Annotated in this window: 22 protein-coding genes; 11 read left to right on the forward strand and 11 right to left on the reverse strand. The window is 61.3% G+C overall.

Going from position 1 to position 21,923, the window contains the following annotated elements:
• Nucleotides 1-109 precede the first annotated feature (109 nt).
• From CXQ93_RS09170 to CXQ93_RS09185, 4 genes are all read left to right on the forward strand, one after another.
• Nucleotides 110-3,202, forward strand: a complete 3,093-nt coding sequence (locus CXQ93_RS09170) for a hypothetical protein (protein WP_104110123.1) — start codon at nucleotides 110-112, stop codon at nucleotides 3,200-3,202.
• Between the two features lie 88 nt (nucleotides 3,203-3,290).
• On the forward strand, nucleotides 3,291-4,163 hold the full coding sequence (locus CXQ93_RS09175; RefSeq protein ID WP_104110124.1) for a CoA ester lyase: 873 nt from the start codon (nucleotides 3,291-3,293) through the stop codon (nucleotides 4,161-4,163).
• Between the two features lie 5 nt (nucleotides 4,164-4,168).
• Nucleotides 4,169-5,089: a DUF2797 domain-containing protein gene (locus CXQ93_RS09180; RefSeq protein ID WP_104110125.1), complete on the forward strand. Its 921-nt coding sequence runs from the start codon at nucleotides 4,169-4,171 to the stop codon at nucleotides 5,087-5,089.
• 117 nt (nucleotides 5,090-5,206) lie between these two features.
• The gene (locus tag CXQ93_RS09185; RefSeq protein WP_104110126.1) at nucleotides 5,207-5,470 is read left to right on the forward strand and encodes a DUF3188 domain-containing protein; all 264 of its coding nucleotides are present in this window, start codon (nucleotides 5,207-5,209) and stop codon (nucleotides 5,468-5,470) included.
• A 121-nt stretch (nucleotides 5,471-5,591) separates the two neighbouring features.
• Here the strand turns inward: CXQ93_RS09185 and CXQ93_RS09190 are convergent, their stop codons facing one another.
• Nucleotides 5,592-7,142: an MFS transporter gene (locus tag CXQ93_RS09190; protein WP_104110127.1), complete on the reverse strand. Its 1,551-nt coding sequence runs from the start codon at nucleotides 7,140-7,142 to the stop codon at nucleotides 5,592-5,594.
• Nucleotides 7,143-7,218: 76 nt separating this feature from the next.
• On the opposite strand from CXQ93_RS09190, the gene CXQ93_RS09195 reads away from it, so the two are divergent.
• The 7 genes from CXQ93_RS09195 to CXQ93_RS09225 all read left to right on the forward strand — a co-directional run bounded on the left by CXQ93_RS09195 (nucleotide 7,219) and on the right by CXQ93_RS09225 (nucleotide 13,860).
• Nucleotides 7,219-7,785: a TetR/AcrR family transcriptional regulator gene (locus CXQ93_RS09195; RefSeq protein ID WP_104110128.1), complete on the forward strand. Its 567-nt coding sequence runs from the start codon at nucleotides 7,219-7,221 to the stop codon at nucleotides 7,783-7,785.
• A 38-nt stretch (nucleotides 7,786-7,823) separates the two neighbouring features.
• Nucleotides 7,824-8,273 (forward strand): MaoC family dehydratase N-terminal domain-containing protein, encoded by a 450-nt coding sequence (locus CXQ93_RS09200; RefSeq protein WP_104110129.1) that lies wholly within the window; start codon nucleotides 7,824-7,826, stop codon nucleotides 8,271-8,273.
• A complete protein-coding gene (locus tag CXQ93_RS09205) occupies nucleotides 8,273-8,713 on the forward strand; it encodes a MaoC family dehydratase (RefSeq protein WP_104110130.1) in 441 nt (146 codons plus the stop codon). Before CXQ93_RS09200 ends, CXQ93_RS09205 begins: the two co-directional genes overlap by 1 nt.
• A complete protein-coding gene (locus CXQ93_RS09210; RefSeq protein WP_104110131.1) occupies nucleotides 8,710-10,038 on the forward strand; it encodes a sugar MFS transporter in 1,329 nt (442 codons plus the stop codon). Before CXQ93_RS09205 ends, CXQ93_RS09210 begins: the two co-directional genes overlap by 4 nt.
• A gap of 9 nt (nucleotides 10,039-10,047) precedes the next feature.
• The gene (locus CXQ93_RS09215) at nucleotides 10,048-11,154 is read left to right on the forward strand and encodes a UDP-N-acetylmuramate dehydrogenase (protein WP_104110132.1); all 1,107 of its coding nucleotides are present in this window, start codon (nucleotides 10,048-10,050) and stop codon (nucleotides 11,152-11,154) included.
• Between the two features lie 297 nt (nucleotides 11,155-11,451).
• A complete protein-coding gene (locus CXQ93_RS09220; protein WP_104110133.1) occupies nucleotides 11,452-12,594 on the forward strand; it encodes an acyl-CoA desaturase in 1,143 nt (380 codons plus the stop codon).
• Between the two features lie 87 nt (nucleotides 12,595-12,681).
• Entirely contained in the window at nucleotides 12,682-13,860 is a 1,179-nt protein-coding gene (locus CXQ93_RS09225) for a winged helix DNA-binding domain-containing protein (RefSeq protein WP_104110134.1), read from the forward strand.
• A gap of 48 nt (nucleotides 13,861-13,908) precedes the next feature.
• Here CXQ93_RS09225 and asd read toward each other — a convergent pair whose 3' ends face one another.
• From asd to CXQ93_RS09275, 10 genes are all read right to left on the reverse strand, one after another.
• The gene (gene asd / locus CXQ93_RS09230; RefSeq protein ID WP_104110135.1) at nucleotides 13,909-15,042 is read right to left on the reverse strand and encodes an aspartate-semialdehyde dehydrogenase; all 1,134 of its coding nucleotides are present in this window, start codon (nucleotides 15,040-15,042) and stop codon (nucleotides 13,909-13,911) included.
• Between the two features lie 137 nt (nucleotides 15,043-15,179).
• Entirely contained in the window at nucleotides 15,180-15,530 is a 351-nt protein-coding gene (locus tag CXQ93_RS09235; protein ID WP_104110136.1) for a hypothetical protein, read from the reverse strand.
• 58 nt (nucleotides 15,531-15,588) lie between these two features.
• Entirely contained in the window at nucleotides 15,589-16,017 is a 429-nt protein-coding gene (locus CXQ93_RS09240) for a hypothetical protein (RefSeq protein ID WP_104110137.1), read from the reverse strand.
• 52 nt (nucleotides 16,018-16,069) lie between these two features.
• Nucleotides 16,070-16,474 carry a hypothetical protein gene (locus CXQ93_RS09245; protein ID WP_104110138.1) on the reverse strand — a complete coding sequence of 135 codons (405 nt, stop codon included), beginning with the start codon at nucleotides 16,472-16,474 and terminating at the stop codon, nucleotides 16,070-16,072.
• A gap of 3 nt (nucleotides 16,475-16,477) precedes the next feature.
• Nucleotides 16,478-17,122 (reverse strand): hypothetical protein, encoded by a 645-nt coding sequence (locus CXQ93_RS09250; RefSeq protein ID WP_104110139.1) that lies wholly within the window; start codon nucleotides 17,120-17,122, stop codon nucleotides 16,478-16,480.
• Nucleotides 17,123-17,185: 63 nt separating this feature from the next.
• A complete protein-coding gene (locus CXQ93_RS09255) occupies nucleotides 17,186-18,133 on the reverse strand; it encodes a WXG100 family type VII secretion target (protein WP_258068778.1) in 948 nt (315 codons plus the stop codon).
• Between the two features lie 114 nt (nucleotides 18,134-18,247).
• Nucleotides 18,248-18,826: a dihydrofolate reductase gene (locus CXQ93_RS09260; protein ID WP_104110140.1), complete on the reverse strand. Its 579-nt coding sequence runs from the start codon at nucleotides 18,824-18,826 to the stop codon at nucleotides 18,248-18,250.
• Complete coding sequence (locus CXQ93_RS09265; protein ID WP_104110141.1) at nucleotides 18,823-19,641, reverse strand: thymidylate synthase; 819 nt, start codon at nucleotides 19,639-19,641, stop codon at nucleotides 18,823-18,825. Before CXQ93_RS09265 ends, CXQ93_RS09260 begins: the two co-directional genes overlap by 4 nt.
• A gap of 16 nt (nucleotides 19,642-19,657) precedes the next feature.
• The gene (locus CXQ93_RS09270) at nucleotides 19,658-20,095 is read right to left on the reverse strand and encodes a GntR family transcriptional regulator (protein ID WP_104110142.1); all 438 of its coding nucleotides are present in this window, start codon (nucleotides 20,093-20,095) and stop codon (nucleotides 19,658-19,660) included.
• Nucleotides 20,096-20,099: 4 nt separating this feature from the next.
• Nucleotides 20,100-21,758, reverse strand: coding sequence for a hypothetical protein (locus tag CXQ93_RS09275; protein ID WP_104110143.1), 1,659 nt, complete (start codon nucleotides 21,756-21,758; stop codon nucleotides 20,100-20,102).
• Nucleotides 21,759-21,923 lie beyond the last annotated feature (165 nt).

Here is a 21,923-nt window from a genome sequence, read left to right on the forward strand (position 1 = left end):
GGGCACTAATACGTCCTCTATCCGAAGATTCCTTGACTTGGTGCTGGCAGCGGCGTCCAATGAAGGCATCGTGTTCTACTGGGTAACGCGTCGGTGTCAGGAGCCGGTCATGAGTTCAGTTCTCGCATGGTTTCAAGGCATCCTTCCGGCATCGCCAACGGATCCAGCGGAGCTTGCCCAGCGAACCCGGCTGACAGACTGGCGCACAGGGACTGTGGCGGTCTTGGCGGTGACGCTGTGGATTGCCATGGCCGAAGTGGACAGGCTGATCGCCGACTCCGCCACGGCCACCGGAAGGAGCGCCTCAGCCAGCTCGTTGCAGGCCCTGGATCCCCGGCTGGGTCAGGAAAACTGGGGCCTTTGGCTGAGCCTGCCGGAGGACATCCGGCAACAAGTCTGCGGACTCTTGGTGATCTATTCCGCTCTGGATGCCGTTTTTGCCATTTTGTACATCACGCTGCTGTACAGCTTCTTTTCCTCCAGGATCATGGCCAGGCTGGCAGTTGGTGCCGTGGCCGCCGGTGAGTTAGCGGAGCTGATCTTGCAAGGGCAAGGCATCCGCCAACTGCGGCTAGGAACACTGCCAGATTTTCTGGGCTCTGCACTCATTGCCTCCGGTGTGAAATGGGTGGGCCTGGCTGCGCTGCTGTTGTTCGTGTTTGTTTATCCAAGTTTCCGAACGTCTGCGGGGAGCTGTTTGCAGCGGGCCTGGCGAGCCTTGTTCTTTCACCGAATCTCCGTTGCCATGATTGTGGTGATTGGGGCCCTGGCCCTGGTGCCCATCCCTGGGGTGAACGATCAGATGCCTGATACACAAAGGGCATGGGTTGATGCGGGGTTGAACAAATTTGTCGTCACCAGTTGTGCAGCGCTCTTAGTATCAGGCGGGTTGTTTTATCTGGGGCGGCGCCGCAGTGAGTTGGCCTGGTCGCTGTATTTCGGGGTGCCGGATCCGCCCAATGAGCCACCTAAGTACTGGATGTGGGCGTTACCGCCTGCGCTGCTGGGGATGGCCAGCATTATTGTCGCCATGACAACGGGGCTTGTGGTCCCTCTGGGGCGGCAAACGGCTGTGGCCGGGGGGATCCCGTTGGCCGTATCAACTGTGAGTATTCTTCTTGTCATTTTTTCCGGGCCCGGGGTGCCGGTCACGCCACGGCCAACTAAGCCACATCGGGCCATGGATGCCTGGCGGTGTGGTGATGTGCTGGCGATCGTGCTTTTGGCAGTTTCAGGCATGGCGCTTGTCAGAGCATTCGCAGCTCCGCTGGCCTTGGGCATGGTCGGTGCCGTGGGCTTCGATGAGTCTTTGTGGGCTAGCTTCCGCTATTTCGTGGTGGGCATGCTGATCGTGGCATTGGCTTTCCCTCTGGGTGCGTTTCTGGTGAGGTGCCTCTGGGGTGGAATTCTTGATCCCCGCGTGATTGCCGGAACCACGACGAAAAAGGTGACAGTGATCGTGGCCTTGGTTTTTATGGGGGTGGGGTTTGCCTTTGCCATGAACCCGGTAGCCGTGAGCAAGTTTGCGGGAGTTCCTGGAACGGCGCTTCTGACCATGGGTGCCTGGGTCATGGTGATCGGGCTGAGTGTTGTGGCTCTGCAACGTCAGGTTCCGCTGCAGTTGTTTAGGCGCATGGGGCTGCGGGCAAATCCAGTCATCAGTTTGCTTGCGATGGTGCTTGCAGTGGGGTCCTTGAACGGTGGAAATCCAGTACTGCACCAGGTGAGAGAAAAGGCTGCTTCCGCAGCGGTTGAGGCAGGATTAGTTGATCGGCCGAGCCTGGGAGAGTCTTTTGACTCCTGGCTGAAGCGAGATGCTAATTGCGGCATCGATGTCACCTCGGTGGAGGGCACCAAGAGTGCGCATCAGGTCCGGCCAATGATCCTCGTTGCCGCGGAGGGTGGAGGAATTCGCGCGGCCAGTTGGACGGTGCGGGCGCTTGAGAAGTTATCCAGCGCAGGTGTTTGCGGGAGCAATTCGGTGTTCATGTCCTCGGGTGTTAGCGGTGGTTCGCTTGGCCTGACACTGAGCCGGCTCTACGGAGAGCACGCCGTGTCCACGATGGAGAAACTGGCCCAGCCAGATGCCTTGGGTGCTGCCGTTGCCGGTGCCATGGTGGGCGACATTGTTGCCTCCGGCACCGGGCTCATGATCCCCACACGGTTCAAAGACCCGGTCACGGGCGTTGAAAACGTTGCCTGGAATGATAGGGCCGGGCTGGTGGAATCTGTGTGGGAGGAGTCTGCAGGCAACTTGGCGCAGCCATTCGATCCCACGATTGCTGGACCAACCGGAGCGCTCGTGCTCAATTCAACAGACACGGGAACCGGCTGCAGGGTCGTCATCAGCCAGATTGATTTGCCCAGTGCGAGCGATGCCCAAACCACGGGCCCGGCCCATGGTTTGTCTTGCGTTTCGGGGCAGGGATTCCCCTTGTCCGTGGATCTTTACGCCCAACAGGTGCAATGTCCCCTTGAGCTGCGTTGGTCTACTGCCACACTGCTCTCCGGGCGGTTTCCTATTATCTCCCCAGCTGGCAGGGCGCCAGCAGTGACGGCAAGCCCGGGTGAGGGGCCCCAATGCCGCATGCAGCAAGGATTCCAGCTCATCGATGGCGGGTATTCGGAAGGGTCGGCATTAGGGACCATCAGTGATCTCTGGCCCAGCCTTCAAGCGGAGATCATTGATCACAACGCCTGCGTTCTGGCGGTAACCCTAAGGCCGGCAGATCAGGGTGGAACTGCTGAGGATCCCTGCGCGGGGGTGGACGCGGCTGCGGATCTAGTGGTTCCCGTCTTCTTGTTCCTACAAAACTCCCCGGGCGCAGACATCGTTGGCCAGCCGCCGCAGGCAGCGGGTGAATTGGCAGTGCCCTTAGCTGGTCTCAAGGCGGCCAAACTGCAGAGCGGCTCTGCGGCCTGGATCCAGCGGCTCGAAGCTGGTGCCGCTGCGTGCCCCTCGACCTCGCCAAGCAATGAGTGTGTGAGCGCCGCCGCAGGCGTCCGGGCAGCGCTGGGGGACCTGTCCGTCGTCGTGGTTGCCACCAACAGCGTGCCAGCACTGGCGGCGCCGCTGGGATGGTCGTTGTCGAATATGAGCCAGCACCAGCTTGCAGAGGCCATGGATCAGGAAGCGCTCGTGACCGGCGATGGCACCGGAATGCAATCTTTCGCCAAGCTGTTGAAGTACCTGGGTGGTTAGCGAATGTGGTGCAATCCGCCAGTAAAAGCTACGTCACTTTGTGGCAGGCCACAAGGAAACTGGCGGCCCAGCCGTATACGGTAGAGGTATGTCTAGCACCGTTGGCGATGAAGCCGCTTCCGCACCTGTCCGCACTCGCAACATCCCCGCAGAGATTGCCCGCTCGTGGCTTCTAGTACCGGCAACTCGTCCCGAGATCTTTGACGAGGCAGCCAGCTCCCGCGCAGACGCCATTGTGCTGGACATCGAAGATGCTGTTGATCCCAAGATGAAGGATGCGGCCCGCGCCGACGTCATCGACTGGCTGCGCAACGGCGGCCAGGCCTGGGTCCGCATCAACGATGTCCACTCCAAGTTCTGGGCCGACGACGTTGCCAATCTGCGCAACGTCCCCGGATTGCTCGGCGTCATGCTCGCCAAGACCGAACAAGCCGAGCAGGTCAAGGAAACTTACCACCGTCTCGACGGCAAGACTCGCGTGCTGGCACTGGTTGAATCCGCCCTCGGCATCGAGGAGGCCAACAACATCGCCCGCGCTGAAGGTGCCTTCCGCCTGGCGTTCGGCTCCGGCGACTTCCGCCGCGACACCGGAATGGCCGCAGACCGCGAAGCCATGGCCTACCCCCGCGCCAAGCTCGTCGTCGCCAGCCGCGTCGGCAACCTGCCCGGCCCCATCGATGGCCCCACCGTGGGAACCAACCACCCGATCCTGCGCGAACAATCGGCCATCACGGTCTCCATGGGCATGACCGGCAAGTTGTGCCTGGCCGTCGACCAGACCACCATCATCAACGAAGTCATCAGCCCCACCCCCAGCGACGTCGCCTGGGCCACGGACTTCATGAACGATTTCAACGCCCGCGGCGGCGTCATCCGCGACGGCTCCGACCTTCCGCGTCTGGGCCGCGCCGAGAAGATCATGAAGCTGGCCGTGGCCTACGGCGTTCAGCCCGCACTCTAGCCATCGTGGCGCAGTTGGGTGGGCTGGTCCGCGGCGTGACGTGGAGCCCTGAGGGGCCGTCCTTGTCACTCACCGCGGACGACGGCGATGCGCGGCTACCTTTGCTGCCCGGACAGTGGCTGAGGTTTGAGGTGCTTTCCGGCGATGGCGTCCCGGCTCGGTTCTGTCTGGGGTTCACCCGGGTAGAGGCGTCGGGGCAGCCGCAGCATTTCCCATGTCCGTCAGGACAAGGGGCCGAACGCGGCTTTCAGTGCGGCGCCTGCTTCGCCAAGGACCAGATGCGGCTCATGCACGACTTCCACCGCAGCGGCCAGGGCTCACCAGGCCTGAAGGCGTACCTGTCGCAGCAGCACTGGCTGTACATAGCCACGTTTGCAGACGGCACCACAAAGGTGGGCACAGCCTCTGAACGGAGCAAATGGAGCCGTCTGGCCGAGCAAGGTGCGCTCGTGGCCCGATACGTGGCACGGGCTCAGGACGGCTCGGTAGTGCGGCACCTGGAAGACGCCGTTTCCACCAATCTGCCGCCTACTCAGTTTGTGCGCGGTGCCGCAAAGTTCGCCGCGCTACTGCATCCTCGGCCACCGCTTCACGTGGAGCAGACCAACAAGGCGATGGCCGACGTCGTGCGTGGTTTCGTGGCAGACCTGCCGCTAGAAGGGTTCGAAACTGCCGATGAACAGTGGCCCAGAAGCAGCTTTTCGGATGCCGTGGCGACGCCAAGCCGGCGGACGGCTTACCCGCAGCCGCTGGACTCGGGGACGCACGGCCTCAAGTTAAGCTCTCTGCTCGGCCCCACAGCCTTGGCTGAATTGGATGGGGCGGACGGGGATTTCCTCGTGGATTTGGCTGCGCTCAAGGGGCGCAAGATTCGTCTGGGTGACTACCAAACCGAGGTTCCGGCGCTGCAGGAATCCCTCTTTTAGTCCCCACGCCCTCCCAAATCTCACTCCTCCCCAGCCGCTCCCACCGCTCGCAAGCTCGCAGCGGGTCCCTCGCGGCCGTGGGCCCATTCGGGCCCCTCGGCCGGTAGACTTAGCCTTGTGCTAAACGACTTCTGGGAAACCGCTCCGCCGGCCTACAAATACACTGTTTTTGCGGGCATGGGGCTGACCTTCATCGGCATCATCATCATTGTGATCGGCGCTGTGACAACCACGCCGTCCATGACCTTCATTGCCCTGCCGATCATCGGCGCCGGACTTCTGGCCCATATGGTTTCCATGGGCCTGCGCGGACGCAACATCCGCAAGGAACTCAAGGCGGCGGAAAAGCGCGAAGCCGCTCGCAAAGCCGGAAACCAATAACCTACTGACGCTGACACGGACGCAGTCACGTTAAAAGACGGAGCTTGCGGGAAAAGATGGCCGTCTAAGCCCATCCGAACCCGCAAGCTCCGTCTTTTCGATCGCTGGCCGGCAGCTCTGCCTAGTGGTCCACAGGCTCCGGTGCCGTGACAGCACTGCGGAGGGTCCACATGCACATCAGTGCCGCGGCAAGCATGACGACCACGCTCACCATGGCGACAGTTCCTGAGCCGGAATCGAAGGCATGCTTGGCCGATTCCAGAAGAGCATTGCCTTGGCTGGCGGGCAGCGCGCCCGCCACATCAATGGCCCCGCCCAGAGTCTGCGACGCCGTCTCGTGATCGGAGGCTGAGACGCCCTGCGGAATCACCACATTCATCCTGTAGGAAGCGGCCAGGATGCTGCCCAGAACGGCCGTTCCCAGGACCGATCCCACCTCGTAGGCCGTCTCTGAGATGGCAGAGGCCGCTCCGGCTTTAGCGGGAGGCGCTGCCGAGAGGATGAGGTCGTTGGAGATGGTCTCGGCGGTGCCTACACCTGCGCCGAGCACGGCGAAGGCAATGATGATGCCCAGAACGGATCCGTCGGTGTTCAGCCACACGATTAAGAAGGCCGTGGCGTTGAGTAGGAGCCCGCCCACCACTAGCCAAGACGGCCGGAAGTGGTTCGCGAGATTTGCCGCCAGCAGGCCGAAGACGATGGTGATCGCCAGGCCCGGAACCAACACATACGCAGCATGTGTGGGGGAGAGGCCCACCACCAGTTGCAGGTGCTGGGTGATGAAGTAGAGGAATCCCACCAGAGCAAAGATGCTCAGCAAGTTTGCGCTCACGCTGCCGCTGAACACCGGGTTCTTGAACAGGGAAACATCCATCATGGGATTCTCTCGGCGCATCTGCCGGCGCACAAACACCACGCCGAGGGCCAAACCAACAGCAATGATGCCCAGGTTCATGAGGCTCACCCCGGATTCGGCGATCGCCTTGATGCCGAAAATGGCCGGAAGCATGGCGCCGAAGGACAGCAGGATGCTCCAAACATCGATCTTGCCCGGGTTGGGATCCTTGGATTCGGGGACAAAGATCGGGGCCAGAATCAGGAACGGGATCAGGACTGGAACTGCCATCAGGAAGACGGCGCCCCACCAGAAGTGTTCCAAGATGAAGCCACCCACAATGGGGCCCAAGGCGGCGCCGCCGGAGAACCCCGCTGCCCAAATGGCAATGGCTGTTCGCCGCTGGGCCGGGTGCAAGAACAAGTTGCGGATCAGCGACAGCGTGGAGGGCATGAGCATGGCGCCGAACAGGCCGAGCAGGGCGCGGTAGCCGATGAGGGCTGTGGCGTTGGGGGCAAAGGCGGCAAAAATGGAAACTGCGGCGAAGCCGATGCTACCGATCAAGAGCATCTTGCGGCGGCCAAATCTGTCAGCCATGCTACCCATGGGCACCAACAGGGCCGCCAGAACCAGCGGGTAGACGTCAATGATCCAGAGGAGCTCGGACGCTGACGGTGTCAGCGCCAAGGAGATGGAGGGGATGGCAAAGCTCAGGACCGTGTTGTCCACCGAGACCAGCAAGACGGGCAGCATCAACACAACCAGGGCAATCCAGGTGCGGATTCCTGCGCGTTGTGGGGTGTGAGTCGATGTGCTGAAAGTTGAAATTGACGCCATGCCAAGAGTCTATACCGTCCAGCCGGTACAGTAAACCGTCTGGACGGTGCACTACATCACCTCGTAGTGTGGAGCTATGACTACACAGACCTCCACGCGTGAGCGGATCCTTGGCGCCTATGAGGATCTGCTCATTGTTGACGGCCCCCGAATGGCCACCCTGGATGCCGTTGCAGCAGCCGCCGGGGTCTCCAAAGGCGGCCTGCTGTATCACTTCAAGAGCAAGGAAGCCTTGACCGAAGCGTTACTGGTGAAGTTGCGTGCGTATGCCGAACTGGACTTCGTGGCCATGGCCCAGGACCCTGCCGGATGTGCCAGCTACTACGTGCGGACAAGTGTTTTTGGTGACTCGCCCTTTGACCGGGCCATTGTGGCCGCCCACCGCCTGATTCAAAGCGATGAAGATGTGGTTCGGCTCGTCTTCTCAGAAATTCACTCCCGATGGTTTGAACTGATTCTGAGCGATATTGCCGATCCCGCCGTGGCACGGGCCGTCATGCTCCTAGGGGACGGGCTGTACTTCAACGCAACAATTTTTGGTTTCCAAACGGGGGGCGCCAGCTCCGCGAATCCGCAAGAGCAGGTTGACGTCGCGTCGCTCCTTGAGGTCGTCGCCAAAATGAAGTCCAACGCGCGGTCTTAGGGTGCGTCACTCGGCATGTGCCCTATAGGCTTAAGCCCATGACCATCAACCCAGAGCTGCAGGGGCGCAGCTACGCATTAGGTGAACCGTACAGTGTTGGCAGGGAGTCCATTCGTGACTTCGCCAGGGCCGTCAAAGCCACTCATGCAGCCCATTTTGACGTTTCCGCAGCTCATGCTTTGGGCCATGCCGATCTTGTTGCACCGCCCACCTACGCCATTATCGTGGCGCAGCGTGCCGATGCCTTGCTGATCAATGACTCCGATTCCGGGATTGATTTCTCCCGTGTGGTGCACGCGGAACAGCGCTTCACCCACCACCGTCCCATCGTGGCCGGCGATGAGCTGCTTGCCGCGCTGCACGTGGACACTGTCCGCGCCATGGGTGGCGGGGCTATGATCACCACCCGTGCAGAAATTTCAACTGTCGACGGCGTTGCTGTCGCCACCACAGTGTCCGCCATCCTGGTGCGCGGAGAGGGACAGTAATGACGACGCAAAAAGTTGAGATGGCAGATTTGGCCGTGGGCACCGAGATCGGCTCACGCACCCTGGAGATTTCCCGTGCGGACCTGGTGAAGTACGCCGGTGCCTCGGGCGACTTCAACCCGATCCACTGGAACGAACGCTTCGCCCGCGAGGTGGAGCTCCCCGGCGTCATTGCCCATGGCATGTTCACCATGGGTGCGGCAGTGCAGTTGGTGACTGACTGGATCGGTGACCCGGGCGCCGTCCTATCTTATGGAACGCGCTTCACCAAGCCTGTTCCCGTGGCTGATCTTGATGGCGCACCGGGTGCCGTTGTGGAAGTTGTGGGTGTGGTGGGTGCATTGGATGCCGAAGCCGGCACCGCACGTGTTGACTTGACGGTGACGCTAGACGGCCAAAAGGTGCTGATGAAGGCGCAAGCCACCGTTCGCGTGACGTGAGTCAGGTTTCCGCCTGGCGAAACGGTGTTGTCACCGCCTACGCCGGTTCCGGGTTGGTCTTTGCCACCTGGGTCTCACGCATTCCCGCCATTCGCGATGACCTGGGGCTGACACCTGGGGAAATAGGGCTCATGCTCCTATGCATGTCCCTGGGCTCCTTTGTCTCGGTGGCGGCATCGGGTCTGGTGGTGCTGCGGCTTGGCTCCAAAATGACCACTCGGGTCAGTATTGTTATCCAAACCATCGGTGTCCTGATCGCCGGTCTGGGTGCCACCGTGTTCGCGGATCCATTGGTGGTGGGAGCCGGGCTGGTGCTGGTGGGACTCGGCACGGGCAGCTGGAACACGTCCTCAAATATTGAGGGAGCCGCGGTGGAACGCGCTCTGGGCCGGCACATCATGCCACGCCTGCATGGCGCCTTCAGTATCGGCACCGTGGTGGGCGCCGGGCTGGGGGCCCTCGCCGCCTCCGTCCACGTTCCGGTGGCCGTCCACCTGTCCCTCGTGGCGGTTGCGGTCTGCATTGCCGTGCTGATCGGCGCCGGCCACTACCAGGCCGACAAGCTGGACTCCTCCGGAGTCATGGTGGACCTCGGTGATTCCAGCGCTGTTCCGGGCACGGGTCCCATCCCGATCATCACAGCCGGCACCGCAGGCACCGCCGGGACAAGAGGCACCGCCGAAAGTCTTAGCGCGGACAAGGCTGCCGCTGAGAAGAAAGCCGGGAAGGCGAAGATCGCCGCCGCCTGGCGCGATCCCCGCACTCTCCTGCTCGGCGCCCTGGTGCTGGGCCTTGGTCTGGCCGAGGGCGCTGCGGGCGACTGGGTCGCATTGGCCATGGTTGACGGCTACGGCTCAACCGCCGCGATCGGCGCAGTGGGTTATGGCATCTTTGTCTCCGCCATGACCATTGGTCGCTTTGCTGGAACCGTGGTGCTGGACAAGTTTGGCCGCGTCAGCGTCTTGCGCGTTGGTGCCGCACTGGCCGTCATTGGCTTGGGTCTGTTTGTTTTTGCCCCAACTGCAGAGATCGCCTTGGCCGCACTGGTGTTCTGGGGACTTGGCTCCGCGCTGGGTTTCCCTGTGGCGATGTCTGCTGCCTCTGACGATCCCGAGCACGCCGCCGCTCGCGTCTCCGTGGTCTCCACTCTCGGCTATGGAGCTTTTCTCGGCGGACCGCCGTTGTTGGGGCTGCTGGCAGAGCATGTCGGGGTGCTGCATTCGTTGTTGGCGGTGCTGGGCATGTTGGTCATTGCCTTCTTCCTGACACCTGTGGTGCGCAAGCCGGCGTATCTGGACGTGAACCAGCCAGCTCTCAAGCGATAGTCTGGACTGGTGAATGAGCAAAAGCTTCTGAGTTCCCTGACCACCCTTAATGTGGGAGGTCCAGCTCGCAATTATGTTGAGGCCACCACGGAGGCGGAGATCATTGCCGCCGTGCGGACTGCGGATGAGTCGGGCGACCCCCTGCTGATCATTGGTGGCGGTTCCAATCTGCTCGTCTCAGATGACGGCTTCGCTGGCACGGTCCTGAAGATTTCCAGCCAGGGTTACGCTGCGGACTCAGAAGATTCCTGCGGTGGCGCCTCCGTGGTTGTCCAGGCCGGCCACAACTGGGACGATTTTGTTCACCAAACCGTGCTGCACGCCTGGAGCGGTCTGGAAGCGCTGTCCGGAATTCCCGGCAGTGCAGGGGCAACTCCGGTGCAAAATGTGGGCGCCTACGGCTGCGAGGTTGCACAGACCATTGCCGCTGTGCGCACATGGGACAGGGAGAAAAACGCTGTCCACACGTTCACCAACCATGAGCTCAACTTCGGCTACCGTGATTCATTGTTGAAGGCTGCCACCGTCAATGGGTCCCCGCGCTATGTGGTCCTCACTGTGGAATTCCAGCTGCTCCTTGGCCGGATGAGTGCTCCCGTGAAGTACGCGGAGCTGGCACGCCGCCTCGAGGTAGAGGTCGGCAAGCGCGCCAATTCGCTGGAGCTACGCCGCACCGTGCTGGCCCTGCGCGCATCCAAGGGCATGGTCCTTGACCCGGCCGACCGCGATACCTACTCCACCGGTTCTTTCTTCACCAACCCCATCGTCTCCGCCGAGATTGCCGCCACCCTGCCCGCTGACGCACCGCGCTGGCCCGTAGGCGAACTGGTCAAACTCAGCGCCGCCTGGCTCATTGAGCATGCAGGGTTCTCCAAGGGCTTCGGCTTGGCCGGCGAGCTGTCCGCAGCGGTTGCGGGTGGCGCATCTGTGAAGCACGACGCCGGGGCCCCGCCGCGTGCTTCTCTCTCCACAAAGCACACCCTCGCCATTACCAACCGTGGCGGGGCCAGCGCCCAGGACATCCTGGCGGTTGCCCGCGAGGTGCGGGACGGCGTCGTGCGTGAATTCGGCATTACGCTAGTCCCCGAACCCGTTCTTGTAGGCTGCACGCTGTAGCCACCTGCACCCCAGCCTCGTCCCTCTGCCGGGGCCCCTCGCAGGCGTGGGCCCAACTACCCTCGCGATTTCGGGGCCATGCCGCCGCTACTGGTGATTGCCGCCGCTCCAGGGTGGCATCACCAGTACCGGCGGCATTTTTGTCCCGGAGGCCCTGCACCCCTACCCGGGTAGGGGGTTAAGACGGCTCCCGGGTGTGATGTGTGCCGCCACGGATATTCGTAGTGTTAATGGAAAGATTCAGATTTTTCTATTACCTGGTGCTTCCTTCTAAGGCGGGCCAAGACGAGGAGCCTCATGTCGTCGGCAACACTTGATAACCCGGATGTACTGGACGAAACCGTACTGGACGAAACCGCAGTGCTGACCAAGCCTGCCAGGAAGCGTCCTGCCCGCGATCGGCACGTCACTGACTTCATTGCGCTGACCGAGCAGGTCCGCGCCGCTGGCTACATGGAACGCGACATCAAGTGGTATGTGTTGCGCATCATTCGTCAGAGCATCGGCTATCTGGCCGTCTTTGCACTGTTCCTGACGCTTGGCCAGAGCTGGTGGCAGATGGTCACCGCTGTGTTGTTCGCCTTCATGTGCACGCAGACTGCGTTCATCTCGCACGACGCCGCCCACCGTCAGGTGTTCGCCTCGGCGAAGAAGAACGCCTGGCTGGCCCGCATCTCCGGAAACTTGTTTGTCGGCCTGAGCTACGGCTGGTGGATGAACAAGCACGGCAAGCACCACCTGAACCCGAACAAGATCGGCGTGGATGGCGACATCGATCCCGGCGCGCTCGTGTTTGACCCCGAGAATGCTGCCAAGCGAACCGGCTTTGCCAAATGGTTTGCCCGCCGCCAGGGTGCCTTCTTCTTCCCGCTCCTGACACTTGCCGCGCTGGATCTGCACATTGCCGCCGTGAAGCGCGTGCTGGACCGCAAGCAGATTGTGCCTGAACGTAAGGCTGAGATTGCCTTGCTGGTAGTGCGTTTGGTCTTGCTCCCCGCCTTCACCATCTGGTTCCTGGGTTGGGGCATTGGCCTGGCCTTCGTGGCCGTGCAGATCATGGGCCTCGGCCTGTACATGGGTTGTGCCTTCGCACCGAACCACAAGGGTATGCCGCTGGTTCCCAAGGACGTCAAGATTGACTTCATGCGCCGCCAGACCCTCATGAGCCGCAACATCTCCGGCGGCTGGTGGGTTGATGTTGGCATGGGTGGCTTGAACTACCAGATCGAACACCACCTTTTCCCCACCATGTCATCCAAGAACCTCAAGGCCGTTCAGCCGATGGTTCGCGAATACTGCGCCGAGCGCAACATCACTTACACGGAAACCACGCTGGGACAGTCGTACATGATCGTCATGCGTTACCTGAACAAGGTAGGCCTGGGCCAGCGCGATCCGTTCGAGTGCCCCATCACGGCCAGCATGCGCACCGCCCGCTAGCCTCTGGCCCCACCCGACGCGGCATCACTTTCCGGCCCTTTTTTCCAAACGCCGCATCAGTTAACGGCGTGGGGTTAGATTTGGGACATGACACTTCGTGTTTCCCCGCTGACCTTGTCCAAGCTCCGGCTCGCCGCACAGCTCATCCTTCCAACGTCCACCAGTCCCGCACAGGGGCCGGTGGACGTTGTGCGTTGGCTGACAGCTCTGCAGGGCCAAGACTTGCCAGGTGCTCTGTGGTCCATCGGCCTGCGCTCGTCCGGCACCGTCCGGAGCGAAGTCGTGGCGGCGTTCAACAGTGGCGAGTTGGTGCGTTCCTGTCCGCTCCGTGGCACCCTGCACGTCACGGCGGCCGAAGACCTGGGTTGGATTCTTCGCCTCACGGCTGAGCGCATGTTAACCGCACAGGCAACTCGCCATCGCCAGCTGGAAATTACTGCGCCTGACATCGATTTGGTGCGCGATCTAGCTCTTGATTTATTGGAAAGATCGGGTGGCCGGGCCACTCGGGAAGAACTTTTCGCCGTGTTTGAACAGGCAGGCCAGGGGACCAAGACGCAACGTGGCTATCACTTATTGTTCCTGTTGTGTCTGGAAGGAACACTGGTGCAGGGCCCGATTAATAGTGCCAGCACGGGTACCGCCCAGTTCTACGTCAACTCAAAAGAATGGATCAAGAACTCGCGCGTGCTGGATAGAGACCAATCCTTGGCAGAGCTGGCCCTGCGCTACTTCCGCAGCCACGGACCGGCAACCATCAAAGACTTCCAATGGTGGACCAAGCTGACGCTCAAGGACATCAACAGAGGGATGGCACAGCTGGGGGACCAGCTGGAAACGATCGACTGCAATGGTGTCAGCTATTACCTGGCTCCGGCGACGGCGGCGTTGCTCGGGGACGGTATGGAAACCGGGGACGGTGCAGAAAAGGCAGGCAGTGCAGAACCACTGAGACTGCCCGGGGCCAGATCAGTGATTCTGCTCCCTGGCTTCGACGAATACCTGCTGGGCTACACGGACCGTAGTGCGGCGCTGGCCCCGCACCACGCGCCGCTGACGGTGCCGGGAAACAACGGGATGTTCAAGGCGACAGTTGTGCTCGGCGGACAAGTGGCTGGCACGTGGCGCAAAGCGCAAGGGACGGCCGAGAAACAAAGGCAACTGGCCGGCGTCGTGCTTCCGGAATTTTTTGGGGAGATCCGGCCAGCACAGGCGAAGGCTCTGGAAAAACAGGCCGCACGCTATGCCGCGTACTTAAACAACTGACCCGCAGAGTCCGCCAAAGCGTTCCCTGCGGGTCAGTGTGTCGTCGGGTTAGAGCGTGCCGACGGCAATCTTGAGCATGCGGCGCAGCGGCTCGGCGGCACCCCAGAGGAGCTGGTCGCCCACGGTGAAGGCGCTGATGTATTCCGGGCCCATTTCCATCTTGCGGATGCGGCCCACGGGGACCTCCAGCGTGCCGGAGGCGGCCACGGGGGTCAGATCCGCCATGGAAGCTTCCTTGGTGTTGGGAACCACCTTGGCCCACTCGTTATCGGACGCCAGCAGGGACTCGATCTCGGCAACGGACAGGTCTTCGCGCAGCTTGAGTGTCAGAGCCTGGGAGTGTGAACGCATGGCGCCGATGCGTACGCACAGACCGTCCATGATCACGCGGTTGGCGTCAGTGGTGCCAAGGATCTTGTTGGTTTCAACCCCTGCCTTCCACTCTTCCTTGGACTGGCCGTTGCCCAAATCGGCGTCGATCCAGGGGATCAAGGAGCCAGCCAGCGGCACGCCGAACTGGGATGAGTCGATGCCTTCGCGCTGGTGGGCCAGGACCTTGCGGTCAATTTCCAGAATGGCCGACGCCGGGTTGTCCAGCTCGGAGGAAACCTCGGAGTTCAGCGTGCCGAACTGGTTCAGGAGTTCGCGCATGTGGCGGGCGCCGCCGCCGGAAGCAGCCTGGTAGGTCATGGAGGTACCCCACTCGACCAGGCCGTTCTTGAACAGCCCGCCCAAGCCCATGAGCATGCAGGAGACGGTGCAGTTGCCGCCCACAAAGTCCTTGACGCCAGATGCCAGCCCGGCGTCAATGACGGCGCGGTTGATGGGGTCAAGCACAATGATGGAGTCGTTGTTCATGCGCAGCGTTGATGCCGCGTCCATCCAGAGCCCGTCCCAGCCGCGGTTGCGCAGCTCGGTGTGCACACGGCTGGTGTAGTCCCCGCCCTGAGCGGTGACAATAATGGGAAGTTTCGCCAGAGTGTCAATATCAAAGGCGTCTTCGAGCTTGCCGGCATCGCCGCCGGTAATCGCCGGGGCATTGCCGCCGGCGTTCGAGGTGGAGAAGAAGACGGGGTTGATATCGCCGAAGTCGCCTTCGTCCTGCATACGCTGCACCAGGACGGAACCGACCATGCCGCGCCAGCCAACCAGGCCGACGGAAGGAACACTGTTATTGGTCATGCCCCAAGTTTACGGTGGAGGGGCAAACTAGCGGCAAATCCGTGTCATCTGATGAACATGTACGACGGCGTCTGGCACCTTTTGCGGTGAGTTGGGCTTGGTGCGGGGCTGGCCAGGTGGGGTGCTGGCCGGCCAAGTTACCAGTCCTTGCGGGGGATGCCCTTCTCCTCAAGCCACCGCTGCCGACGGCCTGCAATGATGAAGCCCCAGACGCCCGTGGCGGCGGCACCCAAGAATATCAGGCCGGCATAAATGACGCCCGGCATGGCAAAGCCGGAAAGCGTGGCCGGGTAAAGGGGGACGCAGGCGATGACGAGCATGACAACACCAAGTACGCGAATGGCGTTGGGATTCTGCAGCGGTGTTTTAGCGTGGAATGTGTAATCCGGTGGGACGCCGCCCGGCCCGAATTCGTCCTGGTACTGGCTTACATTGAAGGGGCCTGGATCGTGGTTCGGGCCGTTAGGCCCCGGTGTCGGGCGAGTCATGACTTGCTTGGCTTCCCTCTAGGTGTTGATTGGATCCTTAGTGGCAACCGCGACACCGCTACTGCGGCCGGATCAGCGCGATGCCACGTGCCTTGCGAAGTCTCTCCGCCTTGTGCTCGCGGGCAAAGTACACCCAGCTCCACGGTACAAACATTCCAGCCAGGAGCAGGGGAACGATGTTCTTCAAAGCTTCCTGCGGCCCTGCCTGAATCCAATGGATGATGAACATGACCCAAAGGGCGCCATTGATGACTGTCAGCAGCAGCGAGATTGTCAACAGTCCGCCTGCGCTGTTCATGGGCTTTACGGAACTTCCCACTGAATCCTTGTAAACACCGTATTCTTCAACCGTCATGCCTTGGCGAAAGGCCTCACGTTCCACTTCGGACTTATAAAAGCCTTGTCGCCGTTCGTGACCGGAGCGGTAGGTAGTGTCCCCGGGTTGTGCGGCATGGGCACCCTCAGGTTTTGGCGGTTTCTCGCTCACGGCAGCCTCATCTCCTATCAGATGTATGGTCTGGCCTGCTGGTCATGGAACATTATTCTGCCGGTGTGGGAAGGCCCCGCTGGCGCCGCAGGCGTGTGGCCTTGGCCTCCTTGACGAGATTCCAGGTGGAGTAGACGATGACCAGACCGAAAAAGGCAAAAACTACCCACAGTCCAGCAGGGACATCCGTATGTCCGCCCCGAACTCCCACACTCAGGGCCCAGAAAAAGAGGCTTAGAGTGATCACTTCACCCGCCACCAAAATTGCATGTCCCCAGACCGTGCGGATTTTGGGTCCGAGTCCGTTGCGAGCCACCCCATATTCCTCCGGGAGGTAGCTGACGAGTTCGCCGTTGAAGGCGCGGCGCAGGTAGCGTTTCTGGCCGCCGGCAACTGCCTGCTCGTGCCAGGCCGTAGCCTGCTGGTCCCGCCAAGCGCGTTGTGGATCCACAGCCATCGGCTAGTCCTGCCGGATCGCGCGGATGCGCTGGAGCACGTCTGCATCTGTCAGGCCGGTGATGGGCTCAATGTCTTCGGGGCCGGGGGAGTTGTAGCCCACCGTCCAGGAGGGGCCATCGCGCTTGAGCAGGAGCTCTTGCCCTGTGGTGTCTTCCCGGCGTTTGATGGTTGCACCGCCGGAGGGGTTCTCCTCCAAGTGCTTGCGCATAATCCAGAAATTTCCCTCCGCTGGCGAGATCTCTGGCTTCTGCGCCATAGCGAACCAGGTCAGGTAGGCGCGAGGCTGGAGAATAATGCCGTAGTTGGGGGCATCAACGCTAATGACGCTATCGCCGCCGTCGGCCGTCAGTAGAGAAATTTCCATGCGCCGCGTCGCCGTGGACAAGGCATGCGTGACGGCTGCTACGGGTCCATTGATGCTCAGTTCACCGCCCGATTCAACTGTGGCGAAACCTCGCGCCACCAAGGACGAGGCACCAGCGAACAGGACCTTGTCATCATCGAGTTCCGCCTCGATGCGAAGTGCCGCAGCACTGGCTGTCGTGGCGTCACCTCGGACCAAATTCAGCAGCGCTACAAGTTCGGCGAAACCGAAGCCGATTGCGTCGGGGAAGCCCTGCTCTGTGGACGTCGTTGCCTGAGTCAAAATAGTTTCTCCTCTGTAATGGAAGTCAAACGATGAGATGCGCAGTGGTGAGGTATCGCGCAGTTAGAAGCCAAAGAACTTGGCAACTTTCTTTCCGGTATCTGCCACAGCATCAACCACTTCCCCGGTACCTTCAGCAATCTTTTCCCCCACGTAATTGACGGAGTCGTGGATGATCGGCACGTTGTCATATAGGAACAGTGCCCCGCTGGCCACAGCCGCAACCGTTCCGACCGGGGGTGGCACAAAGGATAGGACCCCGAGCGCCGTCTTTGCCGCTGAGTAGCCGGCCTCCCCATACTCGCCGTTAGCCAGATGGTTGACGCTATCGATCGCATCCAAGCCAACGCCCACCACTCCGAGAGCGTGACCGCCGGCTTCCAAGAACTTGAAAGCCTTGCCGGTTTCCGCCACATTGAACGCCGAGCCCCAATTGCCGTCAAAGAGATCCGAGGACATGTTGGCGAACTGGCTGAAAGCATTGCTCTGCTGGAAGGCCTTCCACGCTGCTGGATCGAAGAAGCCTGCCCGGTTGGCCTTGCTCGCCATAGCTGCAATGTCGAAAATTCCGGCACGCATGTTGGGGATGAGCTTGGCCCACTCATAGGCGTTCCAACCGTTTCGGAACGGTGAGTCCTCGTCCGCCAGCCAATCCGGGCCAAACTTGACGATGGGATTCTCGCCGCCGCCTTCGCCTCCACCGCCTCCGCTAGAACCACCGGGCCCGCTCAGGCTCGAAGCCGAGCTGGCCTGTTCCTGCTCCTGCGCGTTCTTTTTGAGGAGATCGGCAGACTCATCGAGCATGGCGGCCGTGCGGGAAATGACACCGCGGTGTTGACCGCGCCATTGTGAGGCGAATCGCTGTGCGTCAGGACCCTGCCAGTAGCGCGGGAGCTGGTTCACGGCACCGTCGATGATCTTCTGGGCTTGGACAAGCTTTTGCGAGTTGCCTGAGAAGTCTCGGGCCAAGGCCCGGAGTTCTTCAAGGTCGGCACCCAGCATTTCAGACATAGTCGCTCCGGATTGTGAGGGATAAGGAAAGTGTTGCAAGTCTGCTTAGAGCCTAGCTACAGCACCGCCGTACCGCGATGGTGTGGACTCCCCATCGCCCTATTTGGGGAGCAATTACTCGGGAGCCGCGAACTCGGTCTCGCCCTTGGCCCACAGGGTGATCCGGTATTCGGTCCCGTTCTTCGAGGTGTGCCAGCCCTCCACGGGCGACGCCCCTCGGAACGTCCAGTCCTGGCCCAGCCCAGGAGCTTGCGTATCGCCGGCAACGTCTGAATTGATGACTGTCACCACGGCCACATTGCAGTGCTCGGCTGCCTGCGCATAGACCTGGCCGCCGCCAATGACCCAGACTTCATTGCCGCCGGGGGAGAACTGCGCCTCAACGATGGCCTCCTCAAGCGAGTCAAGCACGACGGCGCCGCTAGCCTCAGGCGTGGAAGCCCACCCTGGTTGCCGGGTCACCACGATGTTGGTGCGCTCCGGCAGCGGGCGGAACTTGTCCGGGAAGGATTCCCAGGTGCGCCGTCCCATGACCACCGGGTGGCCCAGAGTGACGCGCTTGAAGTGGGCCATGTCCTCGGGCAAGTGCCACGGCATGCCGCCATCGGCCCCAATGACACCTTGGTTAGTCTGAGCCCAGATCATGCCGACGATGGGCTGGGTGAAACGGTAGGTGGAGAGGGACTCGCTCATACTGCTATCGGCGCCTTAATTGAGGGGTGGTGCTGGTAGTCGACCAGCTCAAAGTCTGCAAATTCGTAATCAAAGATCGAGTCGGGTTTGCGGTTGATGCGCAGCTTTGGGTGCGGGTACGGTTCCCGGGAAAGCTGCTCGGTGACCTGCTGGATGTGGTCGTCATAAATATGCACATCTCCGCCGGTCCAGATGAATTCACCGGGCTCCATGTCCAGTTGCTGCGCCATCATCATGGTCAGCAAAGCATAGGAGGCAATGTTGAACGGCACGCCCAGGAACGTGTCCGCTGAGCGCTGGTACAGCTGGCAGCTGAGCTTGCCGCGTCCGTCCTCGGTGGGGGCAACATAGAACTGGAAGAAGGCATGGCACGGCGGCAACGCCATGTTCTTCAGCTCAGCCACATTCCAGGCCGAGACAATGTGCCGGCGCGAATCAGGGTTTTCCTTCAACGACTCCATGACGGCGGAAATCTGGTCGATGTGCTCCCCGTCCGGGGTGGGCCACGAGCGCCACTGTACGCCGTACACGGGACCAAGCTCGCCGTCGTCGTCCGCCCACTCGTTCCAGATCTTGACACCATTCTCCTGGAGCCAGCGCACATTCGAATCGCCGCGCAGGAACCATAGCAGCTCCATGGCGACCGATTTGAAGTGCACGCGCTTGGTGGTGATCAGCGGGAAACTCTCGCTCAGATCAAAGCGCAGCTGGCGGCCAAAAACGCTGCGCGTGCCGGTGCCGGTGCGGTCTGACTTCGCGATGCCGTTGTCCTGCACATCGCGCAGCATGTCCTCGTATGGGGTCAAAATAGTCACGCCAGACAGTCTACTTCTACTTGCCGCGCTGGTTCAGGCGCCCTTGCAACAGTGTGACGAGCATCTTGCCGTCCAGCCCTGCCCGTTCACCTTCTTCAATGAGATGTTCGACGGCGGCCATCACCCCGAGTGCGTTCGTCACCGGCGGGGGCGGGTGCACCGCAGTCGCTCCGGGATTCCGTTCATCGGCTAGGGCGCCTTGCGGCAGTAGACCTTCTGCCACTACGGTGCCCTGCCTGCGGTTGGTAGTGACAAGGCCGGCGGCCTCCAGCTCCTTGTAGGCGCGGGCCACCGTGCCGGCCGCCACCCCAAGGTCCGCAGCGAGGCTTCGAATGGTTGGCAGCCGGGTGCCTGCTGGCAACTGACCAACGGCAATGAGTGAAGAGATTTGTGTCTGGACCTGTTCGTACGGTGGGGTTCCCGTTTGCAGGTCAATGACAATCTGAGCGTCCATGGCGCTACTTTTTCAGAGGTGTGGCGTCAGAAGTCTTCGTTGCTACGGGCATGAAGTCGGCCGGAGTGAAGCCTCTGACCGGGTAGAAACACAGGGTGGCTGCAACCACTAGAGCGAATGCGCCGACAACCCCGAACGCGGAATTCGCTGACTCCCCGCCGAACGTTGGTTCCGTTCCCACGGCCAGCAACGCCGCTGCCAGAAGAGCGAACAAGCCGCCGCCCACCGTTCGGCAGATCCTAAACAATGACCGCCTGCGCAGCGTTCTATCCAGCAACTCCGAAGCATTACTCAATCCTGGGCGCAGCAGGACAACGCGTGCGGAAGCTGCGCCCGCGAATAGGAGCGCCACAGCGCAGACAAGGGGAACTAGGAAGTGCGGCGAGGAACTGCCAAAACCTGGCCAGTCATACATGCCTCCCCTATTGATGCTGTTACTCATGATGAGCAGGGGAATGAGACCGAGCCCGCCAACGGCAACGGCGAGAATAAGTGTTGTGGGAACGGCCGCTTTGAGGCGGGTACGGGTGGTACCGGGAGTGGCGTAATTTTTTCGCAACACGAGCTCCAAGCATAAGTGCGAGAGCAGCACGAAAACCAAGGCCAGTGTGAGCGGGCCCAGCCAGCCAAACCACGGCACAGTCAACCACCCAGCCACGAGGCCAAGAGTTCCGGCCAGTGGTGCCGTGACACCTGCCGCATTGCTCAGTTTGGCCGCGGCGGGGCCGTCTCCTGCGGAAGTGGCCTCAGCTCTCCCGGTACTGAACAAAGTGTTGTATCCGGCGTCGTCCGTGGGGGAGTCAAGGAATGGGGGCTTCCAGAACAGCATGGCAATGAGGACGACCATGTTGACTATGGCCAGCCAGTTCACCCATGAGGTTGTGGTGGAATCCGGGGCTGGCTGGCTCAGATAGTTCCCGGCGATTGCGGCCAGCCCGGATGCGACGGTGGCAGAGACGCGGAGCAGCCGATTCATGCCGATGGTCCGCAGGGTGTTGTTTTGCTCCAGAGTCAGATTTTCAAGTGACCTGCGCGAGGCAATGAGGCGCATGACCAAAAAGGTACCGACGGTGAGAAGAAGAAATCCAGCACCCAGTGCCGTGGCGAGGACATATCCGGGCGTGCGTCCGTGCTGGGTCTGAATCGATTGACCACTCTCGCCGAGGATGACGCTGGTAGCGGAGATGAATCCGGGGGCGAAAAAGAGCCATGAAAGAGTGGCGGCTGTGAGCGCGAAGATCCCTGCCACGGTCCATCCCAAGGCCGGCTCGATGTAGTCGCGGGTACGCCGAAACTCCAGAACTGCAACGCGACGGGGCGACTTTGGTGTGGGCCAGGTGGATTGCCCGATGGCGTGGACAGCAACTACCGCCACCACTGGGCCGAGAATGGCAAGCCAGGGGATTGTCGCCCAGGGTTCTGCCTGCAGTTGGTCGGGATTGTAAATTCCGGCCCGGTTGGCGCCGGTCAGGCCGCTGAACGCCCAAGCAATGACGCCGGTCCACAGGGCGTGCTTGCGGATGTGCTCAAGGGATTTTGATGCAGCTTTGCTCCACACGAACATGCGCAGGGCCAGGTACGCCACAACTGCGGCGCTGACACCCACCGTGCCTACAAGGACCAGCAGTTCCATCCAGTTGATATCAAACATCATTTCCCCCATGACCGATGAATCTTTGTATCGAGTGTACGGTACAAAGATTCATCGGCGCTAGGGTTTGTCGCCGTATGGCGGTTTCAACCACGTCACCGGTGGGGAACTGTGCGTCCTAGTTCCCCTTTTTGGAAATTGCCGCCGCTGCCGCACCAAGCCGGGTTTATCGAGGCT

The organism is Arthrobacter sp. N199823, assembly GCF_002929705.1.
GTDB lineage: Bacteria > Actinomycetota > Actinomycetes > Actinomycetales > Micrococcaceae > Specibacter.